Origin of the sequence: Anaerococcus prevotii DSM 20548 (assembly GCF_000024105.1) — a bacterium.
GTDB lineage: Bacteria > Bacillota > Clostridia > Tissierellales > Peptoniphilaceae > Anaerococcus > Anaerococcus prevotii.
This window is the reverse complement of sequence record NC_013171.1, coordinates 1,348,476-1,368,070: the sequence shown is the minus strand read 5'-3', so window position 1 is coordinate 1,368,070 and position 19,595 is coordinate 1,348,476. Positions and strand designations below refer to the sequence as shown.

Here is a 19,595-nt window from a genome sequence, read left to right as displayed (position 1 = left end):
TAATTGAAAAGAAATATATTGTAAAATACCATGACCTAAGTATAGTACACTTAGAACATTTTTACTACATAATTTAAATTATAGAAAATAATAATAATAAGGAAAGAAAATGGGACAAACAACAATTGTATTAATGTTAATTACAATTTTATCAAAAATATTAGGCTTCGTGAGAGAGTCAGTTATGGCGGCTTATATTGGAGCTGGGGAGCTTAAGTCTATTTATACTACTGCTACTACAGTTCCAAATATGCTCGTAGGTATAGTATCTGTTGGTATAGTTTCTGGTTATGTACCTATCTTCAATAAAGTTAAAAATGAAAAAGATGAATACTATGCTAATAAATTTACATCCAATATAATTAATGTATTATTCATGTATGGTTTAATTTTTTTTATAGTTGTCATGCTATTTGCAGAACCTATATCTAAAATATTATCTCCAGATTTAAAGGGAAGTTCTCTACAACTGGCAACTAACTTTACTAGAATAATAATGATATCAATATTTTCATTTCTTTACGCTTCTGTCATTAAGGGATATTTAAATATTAAAGGTGACTTTATAAATCCAGCTCTGCCAAGCCTAATTTTGAATGTTTTCATTATTATATCTACAATATTGTCAAGCATATATGATAACTCTTATATATTAATAGTTGGCACCCTTTTGGGCTATGTTACATCTTATATTAAGTTTCCTTTTGTAGCTAGAAAATTCGGCTTTAAATATGAATTTAAATTAGACTTAAACAATAAATACCTAAAGTCATTACTTGTAATGATTATACCTATAATAATTTCTAGTGCTGCTGACCAGATTTCATTGGTTATAGATAATTCAATGGGATCAGCTTTCTTTGGAAAAGAAAGTGTATCGAAAATTTTCTATGCTAAGACTATGCTTGGTTTTATAACTGGTGTAGTAACTATAACAGTAGCTACTGTAACATTTCCTTCTATTGCAAAATTAGGACAGGAAGGAAGTCTTGAAGAAATGAAAAAGGAAGTTAGCTCATCTATGATTCTCACTATGATTCTAGTGATTCCTGCAACCTTAGGAATGATGGTTCTATCTAATCCAATTATAAAGCTAGCCTTTGAAAGAAATGCTTTTACAACATCTGATACTGTTGTAGTTGCTTCTTTGATGAGAGCCTACGCTCCATATATAATTTTTATTTCTGTAATCAAGATATTTACCAATGCGTTTTATGCTGTAGGAGAATCTAAATTACCAGTGGTTATTATATTAATACAGCAAATTGTAAATTTTATACTTAATTTTATACTAATTAGATTTTGGAGTCTAAATGGATTAGCCTTTGCAACAGCTATTTCCACAGCAATAGGAAGTGCTATGTTAGTTTGTGCCTTTTATAAGAGATTTGGTAGAGTTGATAGCAAGGAAAATATCCAATCAACACTTAAAATTTTGATATCTTCTATAATTATGGCTGTAATAGCATATTTTATATACAATACATTTATAACAAAGATTGGTTCAACTTTAAGCTTATTAGCTTCAGTATCTGTATCCGGACTCATTTATCTCATAATTGTAAATTTTTCAAAAATAGATGAAGTAGAAATATTCAAATATTCAATTGCACAAAAATTAAGAAGGAAATAAGTTATGAAGAATTCGAAAATAATTGACAAGAAAAAACTAATACTAGGATTTTTTGATATATTAATTATCAATTTAGCTTATTTTCTAGCCCTGTATTTCAGATTTGATATGAATTTCAGGGCCATACCTTTGGATTTCCTTGATGCTTTCAAGACCTATGCTATTTTTAATACCATCCTTACGATAGCTATTTACGGTCTACACAAGATGTATAACATGATACTGGAGTATGCTTCCTACAAGGAGCTTATTAATATCACTCAAGCTGTTATTCTATCTCTTATAAGTCACGCTGTATTAATGACAATTTTTGTCTATAGAATGCCAATATCATACTATATATTCGGATTTATGATTCAATATGTTTTGACTGTGGCATCAAGATTTATCAAGAAGATGATGATTCACAAAAGCTACAAGACTGACAAGAAGAACCAGTCTTACAAGAGAGCCCTAATCGTTGGGGCAGGATCTGCAGGACAGACTCTAAAAAGAGATATATCTAATTCCAACAATGGTGGCAAGACTAATATTCTTGTTGTTGGCTTCATAGATGATGATCCAAAGAAGAAAAATCAATACATAGATAATAGTAGAATCTTCGGTGGAAGGGATATGATAAAGGAAATTGTCGAGGAAGAAGCCATCGATGTTATTCTTGTAGCTATTCCTTCTGTAGAGGAAGTCGAGAAGAGAGAAATCCTAAGAATATGTAACGAAACAGGATGCGAGGTCAAAGTTCTTCCTGGTATTTACCAACTTGTTTCAGGAAAAGTTACCATGTCTACTATGAAGGATATCCAAATCGAAGACCTTTTAGGACGTGATCCGGTAAAGATTTTCTCCAACGAAACTTTCGATTACCTCAATGACAAGGTAGTCCTAGTTACAGGAGGGGGAGGATCCATAGGATCTGAACTTTGTAGGCAAATAGCTCAATATGGTCCAAGACTACTTATAATATTCGATATATACGAGAACAATGCCTATGAAATAGAGCAAGAACTTAAGAGAAACAACAAGGACCTCAACTTTATAACCCTAATAGGCTCTGTAAGAGACTACAAGAGAGTGGAGAAGGTATTTAAGACCTATAAACCAGACATAGTATTTCACGCAGCAGCCCACAAGCACGTACCGTTGATGGAAGTAAGTCCAGTGGAAGCTATCAAGAACAATGTCAGAGGAACATACAATGTCGCCCTACTTTCCCTAATCTATGACGTTCAAAGATTTGTTCTCATATCAACAGACAAGGCAGTCAACCCAACATCAGTTATGGGAGCAACCAAGAGAGTTTGTGAGAAGATAATCCAAGGAATAAATGACATAAGAGATAGCAAAGAATATAATAATCTTGCAAAGGTAATTGTCCAAGATGGGGACAGAAATATTACAATTAATCCTGAAGACTTGCTAGAAGGGAAAAATCCAGGAACCGAATTTGTTGCAGTTCGTTTTGGTAATGTATTGGGATCGAATGGTTCTGTAATACCACTATTTAAAAAGCAAATCGCAGCGGGTGGACCTGTTACAGTTACCCACCCAGAGATAATCAGATACTTTATGACAATTAAGGAAGCTGTAAAGTTAGTCCTTCAAGCTGGATCCATGGCCCAAGGCGGTGAAATATTCGTCCTAGATATGGGAGAACCAGTCAAGATTGACGACCTGGCAAGACAGCTAATAAGACTATCAGGTTATCAACCAGACATAGATATGCCTGTAGTCTATACGGGACTTAGACCTGGAGAGAAGCTCTACGAGGAAAGACTGATGGACGAGGAAGCCCTCACAGATACCCACATTGAGGGAATATCTGTAGGCCGACCACTAGACTTCTCTAGGGGAGAATTTTTCGGGAAACTTGATAAAGTAATCAATCAAGAAAATATTGATGAACTTGATATCATAGCAACGATTAATGAGTTAATTACTACATTTATAGGAAAGGATAATTCGAAGGGAGAATAGAATGAACATACCATTTTCGCCACCAGATATTAGTGAGGAAGAAATAGAAGAAGTTGTAGATGCTTTAAAATCCGGATGGATTACAACAGGACCAAAAACGAAAAGATTAGAGAAAGAATTACTTCAATTTACAGGTACCAATGTTGGTGTTTGCCTAAATTCACAAACAGCAGCAGCTGAAATGACTCTAAGAGTACTAGGAATAGGACCTGGAGACGAAGTTATCACTAGTGCATATACTTACACTGCTACAGCTTCAGTAGTTGACCATGTAGGAGCAAAACTTGTATTAGTTGATACACAAGAAGATTCTTTAGAAATGGATTACGACAAAGCAGCTAAGCTAATAAATGAGAATACGAAGGCTGTAATTCCAGTGGATTTAGCAGGAATACCTTGCGATTATGACAGAATATTTGAATTAGTTGAAAATAAAAAAGAATTATTCCATGCAAATAATGATTTACAAAAAGCCTTCAATAGAATAATAGTTATAGCTGATACTGCACATGCATTAGGTGCAAGCTATAAGGGTAATAAAATAGGTTCTGTAGCTGATTTCTCTAACTTCTCTTTCCACGCTGTTAAAAACTTTACTACAGCAGAGGGAGGATATGCAACCTGGAAAGATAGAGAAGGAATAGATAATGAAGCACTTTACAAACAATATCAGTTATTATCTCTCCATGGACAGTCAAAAGATGCATTAAACAAGACAAAACTTGGTTCATGGGAATATGATGTCATGGGACCATGGTATAAATGTAATATGACGGACGTTCTGGCATCCATAGGACTTGCTCAAGTTAAAAGATATCCTGAGCTTTTAAAAAGAAGGAAATCAATAATAGAAAAATACGACAAAAACTTTAGACCATTAGGAGTAGAAACTTTAAATCACTTTGATGATAATCATGAGTCATCAGGACATCTCTACATTACAAGAATACCTGGAATAGATACAGATTCCAGAAATAAAATAATAGAAGAAATGGCTAAAGTGGGAGTTGCATGTAATGTCCACTATAAACCATTACCTTTACTAACAGCATATAAAAATTTAGGATTTGATATAAAAGATTATCCTAATGCCTACGATCACTATAAGAATGAAATAACACTTCCGCTCCATACCAAGCTTACAGATGAGGAAGTTGATTATGTTATTGATAAGTATTGTGAGATTGTAAAAAATTATCTCTAATTTAAAGAAGGTCTTATGAAAAAATTGATGATTTTAGGAGCTAGCGTTCTTCAAATTCCAGCAATCGTAGAGGCGAAAAAAATGGGGCTTTATGTGTTGGCTGTTGATATGAATCCTAATGCAGAAGGTTTTTCATATGCAGATAAAAAAATTGTAGTAAGCACTACAGATACAGAAAAAGTATTAGAAGAAGCAAAAAAAAATAAAATTGATGGGATAATCACAATAGCTAGTGATAGACCAATGACAACTGTTGCTAAAGTAGCAAAGAAATTAGATTTAATAGGAATAGACGAAAAAACTGCGATAAATGCTACTAATAAATCAAAAATGAGGGATGCTTTAAAAGCTTATGGCGTACCAATTCCTATGTATTTTTCTGTAGATAACTATGACCAATATTTAAAAGCCGTTGATGAAATTATAATGAAAAGTTATAAATGTATTATTAAACCTGAAGATAACTCTGGAAGTAGAGGCATTAGGTTAGTGGAATCAACAGATGCATGCGATTTAAAGAAAATATTCGATTATTGTAAAAGTAATTCTAATTCGGGCAAGCTGTTAGTTGAAGAATACATGGAAGGACCAGAAGTAAGTGTAGAAACTATATCTAAAGATGGTGTTTGTAATGTTATTCAAATTACAGATAAAATAACAACTGGCCCTCCGTATTTTGTAGAATTAGGTCATTCACAGCCATCATCATTGGATAAAGAAACTATAGATAAAATAAAAAAAGTTGCAATAGACACAAATAGAGCAATAGGGATTGAAAATGGCCCATCACATACTGAAATAAAAGTTACAAAAGATGGCCCTAAGGTCGTAGAAGTAGGTGCAAGATTAGGAGGAGATAATATTACAACTCACCTAGTTCCATATTCAACTGGGGTAAATATGGTGAAAGCTTCAATAAAAATTGCACTTGGACAAGAAATTGATGTTAGAAAAAGTTTTGAAAAAGCATCAGTAATAAGATATAAAAAATGTGATACTGGAAAAATACTAAAGATCAAAGGGATCGAAGAAGCAAAGGCAATACAAGGAATTATGGATGTAGAGATAGTTCATGGAGTTGGAGAATATTCTCATACCATAAAAAATTCAAATGATAGAGTTGCCTATGTTATATCTCAAGGTAACGATATTACAGAAGCAATAGAAGCATGTAAAAATGCTTTAGATAAGATAAAAATAGAAGTAGAAGAGTAAGGTAACTAATGATATATGAAAAGATTATAAAAAGAATACTGGATATAGTTCTTGCACTTATTGCTTTACCTTTTGTATTGATTATTTGTATAATATTTGGGATTTTAATATACTTGGAAGATAGAGGAGATATTTTTTATATAGCGAAAAGAAGAGGCTTGAATGGTTCTGTTTTTGGTATGTACAAGCTTCGTTCGATGAAGATGAATGCCCCTGACATTAGAAACAAAGATAATTCAACATATAATAGTTCAGATGATCCGAGAGTTACAAAGATAGGAAAAGTATTAAGAAAAACATCAATAGATGAATTGCCACAAGTATTTAATATCTTAAAGGGCGACATGAGCTGGATTGGGCCTAGGCCAATTACTATAAATAGACCTTTAAGTGATTATGATCAAAAAAGAATAGACAGACTTAAGGTAAGGCCAGGAATAACAGGATATTCACAAGCGTATTTTAGAAATAATATACCACAGGAAGAAAAATTACAATTAGATGCTAACTATGCAAAAGAAATTTCGTTTTTATTAGATGTAAAAATTGTTTTTAAAACTATCAAAATAGTATTATTACAGAAAAATGTATACACAAATTAAGGAGAAGTTCATGTACGACAATAAGAGATTATTAATATTGGGAGCTGGTAGAGGTCAATTAGGTTTATATAAAGCTGCAAAAGAATTAGGTATTCACACAATAGCAGGAACAATGCCAAACGCTCATAAACCTTGTTTAAATTTAGCCGATGAAATTTCTTACATGGATATATCAAATCCTGATGAGGTTGAACAAAAGGTTAAAGATTTAAATTTAGATGGAGCAGCTACCTGTTGTCTAGATACTGGAATCGTCTCACTTGCAAGAATATGTGACAAAGAAAATCTAGTAGGATTGAATGAAGAAGCTGCTATAATGTGTGGCGATAAATATAAAATGAAAGAAGCTTTCAAAAAATATAATGTTAATACTGCTAGACACTTTGTTGTGAGAAATGAAAATGAACTAAAAAATGCATTAGAAAATCTTAAGCTACCTGTTATAGTGAAAGCAACAGATTTACAAGGTAGTAAAGGAATATATATAGCAAAAAAAGAAGAAGAAGCAATCGATGGCTTCAACGAAACAATGAATCTTACAAAAAGAGACTATTGTATAGTTGAAGAATTTATAGAAGGATACGAATTTGGAGCTCAAGCATTTGTTTACAAAAATGATGTTTTATTTGTTATGCCACACGGTGATGAAACTTACATGAGCCATACAGCTGTTCCAGTTGGTCATTATGTTCCATTAGATGTAAAAGATGATATAATTGAAAAGACAAAAACTGAAGTAAAAAAAGCAATCAAGGCACTCGGATTAAATAATTGTGCTGTAAATGTTGATATGATTCTTAAAGATAACGAGGTATATATTATAGAATTGACAGGAAGAGTAGGAGCAAATTGTCTTCCTGAATTGGTTGAGATTAATTATGGTATAGAATATTATAAAATGATAGCATCAATGGCAATTTCTGAAAATCCATTAGTGTTTTGGTCACAAAAATCAAAAGAGAATAAAGCAGGTCTTGCTAGAATGATAATTGAAACTGAGAAAAGCGGTATTCTTAAAGAAATCCTAAATTCTAACGCAAAAGATGATGATATTGTAGAAATTACATTTTTCAAAGAAGAAAATGATGAAATAAAAAAATTTGAGAATTCTAATGACTGTATTGGTCAAATTATTGTAAAAGAAGAAACGTTAGATAAATGCAAAGATAAGCTAGATGTAATAATTAATAATATTAATATAATACTAAAATAATAAAATATAAATTTAGGAGTGAAAAATGAAACAACTTTGTCTTTTTACAAATGAATTTCCTTATGGAAGTTGGGAGGCTTATTTAGAAACAGAAGTTAAGTATTATTCTAAATTTGATAAGATTTATATCTATTCGCTCCAACTTAGAAAAGAACATTCAATAAAAATCAGAGATATAGATTGTAATGCTTTTGTATTTCCAATATATTATGCATCTAAAATAAAATATTTTTTATATTCATTTGTATCATTGTTTGATAAAAATCTATATATAGAACTAAAAAATCTAATTAATAATAATAGATTTAATTTTAGTAGGTTGGTTCAGCTATTTGTTTTTGTTAGCAGGTCACATTATGAAGCTAATAAAATAACTAAGAATTTTTCAAAGGAAGATTTAGTTAATAGTGTTTTATATTCATATCGCTTTGAGTATCAACCATATGTTGCATATTTAGTAAAGAAAAAATTAGGTATCAATTCTAAAATTATATGTAGAGCTCATAGATTTGACTTATATGAAGAAAAAAGACCAACAGGATATATTCCTATGAGAGAAATATTGCTTTCGTTTATAGATAAGGTGTATCCTTGTTCTAATGATGGTTCTGAGTATCTAAAAAATAAGTTTCCTAACTATAAAGATAAAATTGAAACAAAGTTTTTGGGAACTATTGATTATGGTACACAGGATTACAATGAATCTGATATATTGAGACTAGTTAGCTGCTCAAATGTAGTATCAGTAAAAAGACTTGATCTAATAGTTGAATCACTGTCATTAATAACTAATAAAGAAATAGAATGGACTCATTATGGAAATGGACCTGAAATGGAAAAAATTAAAAATATTTCTAATAAAGTAGGTAATAATATTAAAATAAATTTTATGGGAAATGTTTCAAATCAAGATTTAATGAAAGAATATAAAAATAATGTTTATGATTGGTTTATAAATGTTAGTACTTCTGAGGGTATACCAGTTTCTATTATGGAAGCAATGTCATTCGGGATCCCGTGCATAGCAACTGATGTTGGGGGTACAAGCGAAATAGTAGAAGACAAAAAAAATGGTGTATTATTACCATCTAATATAGACGAGTTCAGATTAGCAAGTATTATTAATAATATTACCAAAATGGATAAAAGAAAGTATTTCAATTTAAGAAAAAATTCAAGAATAAAATGGAATGAAAAGTATAATGCAGACACAAACTATAAAAAATTTGTTAATGATCTTCTTGTGGTAGGAGATTTTTAAAATGAAAATTAGCTTTAAAATGATAAAATCATTCTTATTATTATTTCTATTTTCAATTTTAAGTATTATATTTACTGAAATTCATCCATTATTTGTAACATTAGTATCTATATGGATTATTTGTATAGTGTACGCCTTTGATGATCTCGATAATAGAGGGATGTTGTTTTCTTTCTTTCTTTGCTTTTTTGTTTTCCTAATAGGAAGAGATTTTGTAAAACAATATTTTAAATATGGATTAGAAACGTTCTATAAAGATGAGAATATTCATGCATGGATGAGTTATATTATATCGCTTGTAACAATTTTGTCTGGATATATTCTATTTACAAATGACACAACATATGATAAAGAAAAAAAACTGATTCAGCATAGGGATTTAAATAATATTATTTATAAAAAAAATATAAGGAAGATAAGTATTTTAATTTACTATATTTCAATCTTATTTGCTGTCATTACTCAAATCGAAATAATAAAATTTGTAAGTAAATCTAGTTTTACAGATTATTATGTTGACTATGCTTATTATTTAAAAAATAATAGTACATTATACTTTATAAGTAAAGTTGAATCAGTAATGCCAGTTGCGTGGGCAGTATATTTAGGAACCGGACCTGATAAGAAGGACATGAGATTTCCATTGACAATATATTTTATTTATTTAATGATAACTTTAGGGACCGGCCAAAGATCAAAATTTATGTTAGGTATATTGACTATTTTTACCTATTATACCCTTAGAAATCAAGAGGGTGAGATCTGGGTTTCAAAGAAAATGATGTTTAAAATAGTATTGTCTTTGCCATTTTTAGCAATGTTTATTTCTTTATATGATATTTGGAGAGAAGGCAATCCTGTTGAATCTATAAACTTTTTTGAAAGTATTATAAAATTCTTCTATGACCAAGGTGTTACTAGTAATATTGTAAAAAGAGCTTACACATATAAAGATATTATTCCGGATCAAATATATACACTAGAATTCTTTCATAGTGGAATATTGTCAAGGATATTTGATATACCAGTTTATCATGGTAATACTATAGAACATGCATTATATGGTGGTAGCTTTACCCATTCATTAGCTTATGTGGTTATGGAGTCCTCCTATTTGTCAGGAAGAGGGACTGGATCGTGTTATATAGCTGAATTATATCAAGACTTTGGATATCTAGGAGTCATTATTGGTAATTTAATTTATTCATTTATAATAGCAAAATTATCAAATTTAAGTAGCACTAATTATATAAGAAATGGCTATAAACTATTTATAATGCCTTATATTTTTTGGGCTGTAAGAGCTAGCTTTACTTATTTTCTATCTCAGACGCTATCACCTATTACTATAGTAACCTTTTTAATTATATTTATTACATCGAAACTTATGTTAAAGAATAATATTAAAAAAATTAGTATAACTCTATAAAAACTATTAATAGTGATGATTAGTTAATTAAAATTCAGCTCTAGCAAGTAAAGTGAAACAAAAATATAATCTAAATGAACTAAAGAGAAGTGTGATAGAGTAGAAATATCTAGTAAGTATTCAATAACTGATATGTTAGCTTATGTTCTCAGGGCATATTATACAAACATGCAGGGCAAAAGTTGTGTGTATGTACAATAATGTTTTATGGTTTGCCTAGCATGATGGTGAAAGATACTAATTTTTCAATTTCGATGAAGATTATAGTAATTTAAGGAGATGAATTTATTAGATAAAAATGGAGATTTTCTACTAAAGCATATGGTTTATATTTTAGTATTAAGAGAGTTGAGATTTTAAATTAGTTAAGGCAGCAAAAAAATTTAATATTGTGTAGTCAAGTTATAATTATATATCAATACTCAAATAATAATTAATATATATCTCAATAAGCTGTTGACACTGTAATACTTGATATAATTTATTAATAGAATAAAGATATTCTAAGAGGATAAAAATTGGTGACTTTTAATGAATAAAGATGTAGAAATTAGTTCTATAAATGATTTATTGCAAATTATTAAAGGAATTCCTAATAACAATACAATACATGTGAATCTAAAAGGTTCGAGATTTTTTAGAGGTCAGTCTAACTATAATTGGAGATTAATACCAAGTGTATACAGAGATGATTTATTTGATTCTGAGAGAATTTTAATAAATGAGGCGATCCATAAGTATCCTTTAGAATTCAATTTAAATGATAAATTCTCCACTCTTGTTAAAATGCAACATTTTGGTCTTAAAACTAGATTGTTAGATTTAACTGAAAATCCTTTAGTTGCCTTATATTTCGCCTGTAATGAGAATATGGATGAAGATGGCTCAATATATATTTTCAATAATGTAGTAACATTTTATTCTTACGATCAAATTGTAGAGACATATATGGACTTTATATTTAAATTTTCAGGTAGACCATGTGAAGAATCGGAGATATTGGGATATTTTAAGAATAAAGAATTCTACAACATGTCGAGGAGACGTATAGAGAATATTGAAGAATTAATTTATGATTTAACATTGAGTGGAGTATTCGTATCTCCTAAAATGGATAATGTTAGAATTATATCTCAACAGGGGGCGTTCTTCATGGGAGGAATGAAAATAAAAGAGATTGAAACTTCAAGAAATATTGGGAATTATGGGAAAAAGTATTATCATTTTGAACCTAATATTATTGATGATCAAACCGAACGCGTTGAAGGTGGACAGGTTTTTAAATATAAAATAAAAAAAGAAGATAAGAAGAAGATATTAAAAGAGTTAGAGTTGTTGAATATCACTGGAGCAACATTATTTCAAGATTTAGAGCATCAAATAAAACATATCAATAAATCGGTTATCAACGATATGTTAAATTAAAAATAAAAATATTAGCAAGTTAGGAATATCTTCCCGTAAATTATTTTGGTTATAATTTACGGGATTTTTGTATTGATTAACTTAAGTGAGTTGATTGAAACAATAAATAGACATCTATTCATGCGGATGGATTAAGCTTTAGTTTCAAGAACCAAAATAACCTCCTTAAATTATAATTTTAATATTCACATTTACGATTACGCAAGTAGGTTAAATCTTGGTTAACAATAGTTTATCATATTCCAAATGGAGATGTAGATACAATGTAGTTTCTGCATTAAAATATAGAAGAAAAGTAATATACAGATAATCGAGAAATAGATCGGCTACATAATTAGAGAATTATGTTCAAGAAAAGTAATAAAAAAACGAGTTACTTAGTTTGATAGAAACGTTTTCTTGTGTATCGTAGATATTCAAATATTATTTGACAGCATTCTATTTTAATGCTAATATTAAAGAAAAAAGGAGGGGGTTATGAAAAATCTCAAGTATTTATTTATATCAGCAATGGTTTTCCTGTTAACATCTTGTTCAACGCAAAATTTCTATATGAGTCAAGGTGATAATAATAAAAATGAGCCTAAACTAACTGAATCTAGCAATGATGAAGATAAGACAGATAAAAAAGAGAAAAAAGATAAGGTATCAGAAGAAAAAGATGATTCTGAGGCTAAGACTAAGGTCGAGGAAGATAGTAAAGACCAAAAGAAGGTAATCGAAAATGAAGATAAGTCAGATTCTAACGAAGATAAAGATATGACTAATCAAGTAGAAATGTCAGGTAAATATTTAGTAACCGACATAGAACCTTATGCTCAGAAGGGATATTATACCTATAAGCAAGGTAAAAAAATGGGTGGCGATACATATAACAACTTTTTTGCGCTTGCTAAATATGATGGAGGAGAATATTGCTCTTTTAACTTGAAGGGTAACTATAAAAAATTAAAGGGCATTATTGGTAATATAGATGGTGATGATCAATCCAACTTTAAGGTATCAATTATAGGAGATAAGAAAGAATTAGAAAGCTACGAAATAAAAGAAGGAGACCTTCCAATAGAAATAGAGCTGGATATCTCTGAAGTTAAAGAGTTGAGATTTGAAATAACTGAAGGTAGTACATCTTACCATACTTATTATCTTGGTTTTGGTGATATGGAAGTTTTGAAATAAATATAACTTGATAAAGTATAATATAAAGAATGCACTCCAAACTAAGTACATAGTTTGGAGTGTTTTCTAGTCCATCAAATTCTCACGCACATATTGTATAGCTATGAAGTTATCGGCCATGGTTTCTACTAGGCTCATGTAGTAGAGGAGTTGGGCGTTTTTTCTGTTGGAGAGGAGAGTCTTTTCTGTGTTTAGGCTTGAGATTTCTTCTCCTGTAGTTAGGATTATGGTTGAGCCTTGGATTTTGTCTACGTATTTGACGTTGACGAAGCCCCTCTGTTGGTCGTCGTATTTGCTCTCACGGATCTTGAAGGCGAAGAAGACGTGGTCCTTGTCGATGACGTAGGGGTAGTTTCTCTTGATTTGGGTTTTGGCTTTGATTTTCTTATCAACGAGCTTCTTACTCTTTCCCTTCCTGTCGTAGGAGTTTTTGAGGAAGTGGGTGGGGGTTCTCTTGTCAATCTCGATAGTATCAATGTAGTAGATTCGAGAGACTATCCCCACCCTTTCCATAGGTTCAGGCAGAATGGCCAAGATTTCTCTTTTCATTGCAGCCTCCTTTCAGACATTAATAGTTTTTATAAAATATAAAAAGACAGTTAATGTACTTTAATTATACAGGAGAAGGGAAGGCTTTGCAAGAGGGGGTGCTTTGTCTGTAGATGGTGTGAATGTGTGAATTGCTATAATTCTAGGTTTGTATTTATTTGCACTTTTACTATAACACCTGAGACCTCTCCACTTCGGTCGAGGTAAGGGAAAATAGTAGGAAAGCAAGCTTTCCCACCTTAACCTTATGCCGAGCGTAGTCGAGGCATCTCATTTAGATAACTTTAATTTTTATATTTACATGTCATCATAGACTGTAGATCTCTCACATGCATTCGAGATGGCACTAATGGAAATTTTGATTTAATTATAATATTCAAAATAATTATAATTTTACTATTACGCGTGAGGTTTCTCCACTTCGGTCGAAACAAGGGAAATAGATGGAAAGCAGTGATTTCCTTCCCCTTATATCGAGCTAAGTCGAGACATCTCAATTTAGTTAGTAGATACAAATGTCTTTATTATCTACGTGTCATCATATACTGTAGATCTCTCGTCGCTCATTCCATTCGCTCTGTCGAGATGGCAGTAATTGTAGTTTAAGTTTAGTTTCTGGGTATGAACTATTTTTCATGATATAGTTTATTGCTTGAGGCTTCTCCAGTCCTCTATTAGCCGGACGGGCTTGTTTCGAAGCAAGGTTGCCCCCCTGTTGGGCCACTGTTTGTCTGAAAGACAAATAGTGTAGTGCCCTTTGTTTCGTAGGAACAAAGGGCAAAAGAACGCCGAATGGCGATCTAATTATTTTAGAAAGATAACTTTCTATTATTACCCCTATGTCTAATGGGTCTGGTCACAATGAACGTTAGTGAATTGATTACAGACCTTAATCGAGGAAGCTCTCGTCATGGGCCACTGTTTTGCAAAGCAAAATAGTGCAGTATCTTTTGTTAAGGAAATAACAAAGGATAAAAGAACGATGAATTTCGTTCTAAATCAATAAGCATGAAGTCCTCCATGAGCCGGACAGGCTTACCACTGAGGTCGAAAACTACCGTCGAGCGTAGTCGAGATATCTCTTTTATTTATTTATTCTAGCTTTGTCGGGGCTTATATTTCTCCCACCATTATTTCCCTCATTTCTTTTAGCCCCATGCTTATTCTGTTGAAGACTGTTTTGGTGGAGATGTTCATTATTTGGCCTATTTCTTTGTTTGTTAGGTCTTGGTAGAATTTTAGTTTTAGGATTTGGGAGTTTTTCTTGTTTATTTTTCCTAAGTTTGCTAAGATTTCCTTTTTCCTTTCTTCTGCCATTATTATTTCTTCTGTATCTTCCTCTGCTTCGAGGAGGTCTATAATTGAATTTTTCTCCTCATCTTCTTCGTAGATTGATCTAGCTTTTGGTAGCTTGGCCTTGTCTAGGAAGTGGTAGCGGAGGAGGTTTTTGGCATAGGTGCCGAAGGTTCCCTTTGTATCATCATATGTGCCTATGGCATCAATCAGGATCATTCTTGCTTCGTCTATGGATTCTTCTTCTTCGAAGGCTCCAAATTGTTTGACTGTCTTTAGTATTAGCGGCTTGTAGGCTGCTAGTATCTTCTCGGAATTGTCCAAAGTTATTTTCATAATATTTCCTTTCCGAGAGCTCTCTTTGTGTCGACACCTACATAATAGACTATTTGGAAAGAAAAGTTTAATTGGATAAAGTGCTCTTATTTGGTCTTAATCTGTCTAAAAGCCATTTATGAAATAAAAATAGACAATAAAAGTCTGAAAGCCTAATCGGGAAGATTGGGCTTATTTTTCTATATATATGTGAAAGGAGGTTTAGCCTTTAGGCAAAAAATTTAAAAGAAAGGAGTGGCGCACTTTCTGTCTTCTCTCATATCCTTGGACTTATGAGACTAGAAGAAAAGGACTTGTGTCTTTTGATTATGGAAGGATTTTCCATAGCATAATCATCAGAGCATCCTAAGCCGAATAAGGTATGGACATCATTAAGATTATTAGTGAACTAGGCTTTCCTGTGGCCATTTGTCTTATTTTAATCTTCCAAATCAATGGGAAGATAGACAGGATATTGATCGATACTAATGAAATTAAAAAGAGCCTGGCCTAGGGCCAGGTAAAAGGAGGATTTATGACAAGTGTTGATAGAATGATTGCCTTCGCCTTATCCAAGCATCACAAGGTGACCTACTCTATGGCCTATCCCCAAAGGCTGGGGCCAGAGGCCTTGGACTGTTCGTCCTTTGTCTACTATGCTTTGATAGCTGGGGGATTTCTCCCAAAGGAGACGAGGATTGGCAATACTGAATCTCTATATAAGCTAAAGGGAAGAGTCTTTAGGGAGATTTATGATTATAGAGATGTAAGAAGGGGAGACATATTCATAAGGGGAATCGAAGGCCATTCCGCCGGAGCCTATGGCCATACGGGGATTTTTCTAAGGAAGGGATCCATAATTCATTGTAATTACACCAACAATGGGGTCTCCATAAATGATGAGGCTTCCTTTATAGGATATTATCTAAACTGTAGGAGATCATCCGAGGAGAGGTACTTTAGACCTATCGGGAGAATTTCTCCAAGTAGGGGAGTGTGGAAGAAGGGATGTGCCCTAGTCCATGCTATAACTAATGTTAGAGAGAGACCCTCGACAAATAGTGATATCATAACCCACTATTGTCCTGGAGATAAGATATATTATGATTATCTGATAGAAAATGAAGGATACTATTGGCTATCTTATATAGGAAAAGATAGTGGTCTTAGAAGATATGTCGCCTACAAAGACAGCGAGGACAATACTTGGATAGATATTTAGAAAAAATTATTAAAAAAGTCGGGAAGATTTGACGAAAAATTCTATATATAAGTGTAGGGCCCACAAAATAAGAAAAATAAAGGAGTAAATATGAAATTAAAAATTGTTTATGACATCGTAGAAGAAATAACTGGCAAGGCAAAGTCCTTATCTAGGACATTTTCAAGCCTAGTAGCTGGAGTAGCAGACGAAGGACTTAAGAAATTCGCCCAAGCCTATGTGGGATTGACTAATGCAAATGAGCACAAGGCTTACAAGATAGAAACAAAAGAGTTAGCATAAGGAGGTACTAGCATATGACTAAAAGACTAAAACTACAATTCGCAGACGACAAGGGAACAAAAAGAATGATATCAATAGACAACCCAAAAGAGGGAATCGATGATGCAGGAGTAAACCAAGCTATGGATGAGATCATAGCATCAGAAGCCCTCGCTACCAAAGACGGCAAGGTAAGCAAGAAAGTAAAAGCCTACTTGGAAAATGTGGAAACTCAAGAATTTAATATTAGATAAGTAAATAAAAAGGACACCAGCCTGAGGGCTGGTGTTTTGTTGTTAGGGATTCCTCATGTTTGGCCACTGTTTGTATGAAAGATAAATAGTGTAGTGACTTTTGTTTCTTAGGAACAAAGGGCAAAAGAACGCCAAATGGCGTTCTAATAATTTTAATGAGGTTTCTCCAGTCCTCTACTAGCCGGACGGGCTTGTTTCGAAACAAGGGAAAAGGAGAAAAAACTTTGTTTTCTTTCCCCTTATGTCGAGCGAAGTCGAGATATCTCGTACCATAATCTGTATTTTTTAAAAAAATTTTCCTTACTTCGCCACCTCGACAGAGCTTCCACGAGGAAGCGACGAGAGGTCTACAGAACCTTGGGACATGTTTGGTTGGAGATCTAGTTATTGATTTATTTACATAGATAACTTGAACTTATATATCTACATGTCATCATAGACTGTAGATCTCTCAGTCGTGCCTCCTTCGAGATGGCAATAATTGTTTGAATTACTATATTTCAAAGTTTTTAATTATTTGCACTTCTAATATAACACATGAGACCTCTCCGCTTCGGTCGAGGTAAGTGAAGGGGTAGGAAAAGCGAGTTTTCCTTCCTTGTTTACCTCTCCACCTCGAACTTTACGTGAGAGGTCTACAGAACCTTGGGACATTTTTGTACGGTGATTTTTCTATTTAGGTATTTACATAGATAACTTGAACTTATATATCTACATGTCATTATAGACTGTAGATCTCTCGACAAGCTCGAGATGGCGGTTATTGTGTGAAATACTACAATGCTCAGCCTTAAAGAATTATACTTTTACTATTTCTCAAGAGGCTTCTCCACGTTGGTCGAAGCAAGGGAAGGGTTAGGAAAGCGAGCTTTCCCTCCTTACCCTTATGTCGAGCGTAAGTCGAGACATCTTAAAATTTCCTAGTCTCTCTTAAATATATCCCTCGTGTATACCTTCTCCATCACATCGTCTAGGCTCTCGTCGTACCTGTTGGCTATTATTGCCTGGCTCATTTTTTTGAATTTGTTTAGGTTGTTTACTACTAAAGATCCAAAGAAGGTGTCACCGTCTTCTAGGGTTGGTTCGTAGATTATTACCTTTGCTCCCTTGGCCTTGATTCTTTTCATAACTCCTTGGATAGAGGATTGGCGGAAGTTGTCTGAGTTTGACTTCATGGTGAGTCTGTAGACTCCTATTACACAGTCTTTTTCCATTTCTGGTTGATACTGGTCGTCTGAATTGTAATCGTAGTAGCCTGCTATGTTTAGGACTTGATCTGCTATGAAGTCCTTTCTGGTCCTATTGGAGTCTACGATTGCGGAGATCATGTTTTGTGGGACCTTGTCGAAGTTTGCTAGAAGTTGTTTGGTATCTTTTGGCAGGCAGTATCCACCATAGCCAAAGGAAGGGTTGTTGTAGTGGGTGCCTATTCTTGGATCTAGGCATACTCCGTTGATGATCTCTTCTGTATTTAGTCCCTTGCTTTCTGCGTAGGTATCAAGTTCGTTGAAGTAGGATACACGAAGGGCGAGGTAGGTGTTTGCGAAAAGCTTGACTGCTTCTGCCTCTGTAAAACCCATAAAGAGGGTAGGGATGTCCTTTTTGATGGCGCCTTCTTTAAGGAGATTTGCAAATATTTCTGCCTTATCCCTACTTTGATCATCGCATGATACAATGATTCTTGAAGGGTAGAGATTGTCGTAAAGAGCCTTGGATTCACGAAGGAATTCTGGGCTAAAGATAATCTTATCTGTCTCATATCTTTCCCTAATTTCTCTAGTGTAACCAACTGGGATAGTGGATTTGATAATCATAGTAGCTTCTGGATTGACCTTAAGGACAAGCTCGATTACATCTTCTACAGCAGAGCAATCGAAAAAGTTCTTCTTGCTATCGTAGTTGGTAGGAGCTGCGATTACTACAAAGTCAGCATCCTTGTAGGCAGCCTCTCCATCTATGGTTGCTCTTAAATTTAGGTCCTTTTCTTCGAGATATTTTTCTATATAATCATCCTGGATAGGAGAGATCTTATTATTAATCTTCTCTACCTTTTCTTCTACAATATCAACTGCAGTAACCTCATTATGTTGGGATAGGAGGGTCGCAATGGACATACCTACATATCCAGTTCCTGCAACAGCTATCTTGTATTTTTTGTCTGATTTAATTTCTTTTTCGTAAGTTTCTTCCTCAAACATATCAACTACTTCAAAGTCCAAGACTTCTCCTATAGCTTGTAGCTGGTCGATAGAAGGTGTGTAGTCGCATGATTCCAAACGACTGATCATAGCCCTGTTGATACCAGTAGTATCAGCAAGACTTTTTTGAGTTATTCCTTTTTCTTTTCTCTTGTTAATGACAGTATCTGCCAATTTCTCTATAGATAATTTTTTCATTTTGTCTCCTAACTTTTCTGATGGATATATGATATCAGTGATGGGGTGATTTGTCAATATAGATAACAAGATAAGGGATATGTTTGGAAAAATGTACTAAAAATGATGTTTTGAATAACAATGCGTTAATTGTAAATTTGATTTAATTGTAAGATTTAAAATAATTATGA

At 32.9% G+C, this 19,595-nt stretch carries 16 protein-coding genes; 13 read left to right on the top strand and 3 right to left on the bottom strand.

Annotated features, from left to right (window positions below):
- The first annotated feature begins 109 nt into the window (after positions 1-109).
- The 10 genes from murJ (at position 110) to APRE_RS06410 (ending at position 13,135) form a co-directional block, all read left to right on the top strand.
- A complete protein-coding gene (murJ, locus tag APRE_RS06455) occupies positions 110-1,633 on the top strand; it encodes a murein biosynthesis integral membrane protein MurJ (RefSeq protein ID WP_015778195.1) in 1,524 nt (507 codons plus the stop codon).
- A 3-nt stretch (positions 1,634-1,636) separates the two neighbouring features.
- Positions 1,637-3,607, top strand: a complete 1,971-nt coding sequence (locus tag APRE_RS06450) for a polysaccharide biosynthesis protein (protein ID WP_015778194.1) — start codon at positions 1,637-1,639, stop codon at positions 3,605-3,607.
- A gap of 1 nt (position 3,608) precedes the next feature.
- Complete coding sequence (locus APRE_RS06445; protein WP_015778193.1) at positions 3,609-4,811, top strand: DegT/DnrJ/EryC1/StrS family aminotransferase; 1,203 nt, start codon at positions 3,609-3,611, stop codon at positions 4,809-4,811.
- Positions 4,812-4,826: 15 nt separating this feature from the next.
- Positions 4,827-6,026: an ATP-grasp domain-containing protein gene (locus APRE_RS06440; protein ID WP_015778192.1), complete on the top strand. Its 1,200-nt coding sequence runs from the start codon at positions 4,827-4,829 to the stop codon at positions 6,024-6,026.
- A gap of 8 nt (positions 6,027-6,034) precedes the next feature.
- A complete protein-coding gene (locus APRE_RS06435) occupies positions 6,035-6,628 on the top strand; it encodes a sugar transferase (RefSeq protein ID WP_015778191.1) in 594 nt (197 codons plus the stop codon).
- 10 nt (positions 6,629-6,638) lie between these two features.
- A complete protein-coding gene (locus APRE_RS06430) occupies positions 6,639-7,841 on the top strand; it encodes an ATP-grasp domain-containing protein (RefSeq protein WP_015778190.1) in 1,203 nt (400 codons plus the stop codon).
- A gap of 25 nt (positions 7,842-7,866) precedes the next feature.
- Positions 7,867-9,102: a glycosyltransferase gene (locus APRE_RS06425; protein ID WP_015778189.1), complete on the top strand. Its 1,236-nt coding sequence runs from the start codon at positions 7,867-7,869 to the stop codon at positions 9,100-9,102.
- A 1-nt stretch (position 9,103) separates the two neighbouring features.
- Positions 9,104-10,531: an O-antigen polysaccharide polymerase Wzy family protein gene (locus APRE_RS06420; protein ID WP_015778188.1), complete on the top strand. Its 1,428-nt coding sequence runs from the start codon at positions 9,104-9,106 to the stop codon at positions 10,529-10,531.
- 531 nt (positions 10,532-11,062) lie between these two features.
- Positions 11,063-11,956 (top strand): FRG domain-containing protein, encoded by an 894-nt coding sequence (locus APRE_RS06415; RefSeq protein WP_015778187.1) that lies wholly within the window; start codon positions 11,063-11,065, stop codon positions 11,954-11,956.
- Positions 11,957-12,433: 477 nt separating this feature from the next.
- On the top strand, positions 12,434-13,135 hold the full coding sequence (locus APRE_RS06410) for an NPCBM/NEW2 domain-containing protein (RefSeq protein ID WP_015778186.1): 702 nt from the start codon (positions 12,434-12,436) through the stop codon (positions 13,133-13,135).
- Positions 13,136-13,201: 66 nt separating this feature from the next.
- Here APRE_RS06410 and APRE_RS06405 read toward each other — a convergent pair whose 3' ends face one another.
- Together APRE_RS06405 and APRE_RS06400 are read right to left on the bottom strand one after the other, a co-directional pair.
- Positions 13,202-13,684, bottom strand: coding sequence for a hypothetical protein (locus APRE_RS06405; RefSeq protein WP_015778185.1), 483 nt, complete (start codon positions 13,682-13,684; stop codon positions 13,202-13,204).
- Positions 13,685-14,797: 1,113 nt separating this feature from the next.
- On the bottom strand, positions 14,798-15,313 hold the full coding sequence (locus APRE_RS06400) for a sigma-70 family RNA polymerase sigma factor (protein WP_015778183.1): 516 nt from the start codon (positions 15,311-15,313) through the stop codon (positions 14,798-14,800).
- Between the two features lie 514 nt (positions 15,314-15,827).
- Here APRE_RS06400 and APRE_RS06395 point away from each other — a divergent pair.
- The 3 genes from APRE_RS06395 to APRE_RS06385 all read left to right on the top strand — a co-directional run bounded on the left by APRE_RS06395 (position 15,828) and on the right by APRE_RS06385 (position 17,029).
- Positions 15,828-16,514 (top strand): peptidoglycan amidohydrolase family protein, encoded by a 687-nt coding sequence (locus APRE_RS06395; RefSeq protein ID WP_015778182.1) that lies wholly within the window; start codon positions 15,828-15,830, stop codon positions 16,512-16,514.
- A 90-nt stretch (positions 16,515-16,604) separates the two neighbouring features.
- Positions 16,605-16,796, top strand: coding sequence for a DUF1659 domain-containing protein (locus APRE_RS06390; RefSeq protein ID WP_015778181.1), 192 nt, complete (start codon positions 16,605-16,607; stop codon positions 16,794-16,796).
- 14 nt (positions 16,797-16,810) lie between these two features.
- Positions 16,811-17,029: a DUF2922 domain-containing protein gene (locus tag APRE_RS06385; protein WP_015778180.1), complete on the top strand. Its 219-nt coding sequence runs from the start codon at positions 16,811-16,813 to the stop codon at positions 17,027-17,029.
- 920 nt (positions 17,030-17,949) lie between these two features.
- Here the strand turns inward: APRE_RS06385 and APRE_RS06380 are convergent.
- Positions 17,950-19,425, bottom strand: a complete 1,476-nt coding sequence (locus tag APRE_RS06380; RefSeq protein ID WP_015778179.1) for a nucleotide sugar dehydrogenase — start codon at positions 19,423-19,425, stop codon at positions 17,950-17,952.
- Positions 19,426-19,595: the final 170 nt, after the last annotated feature.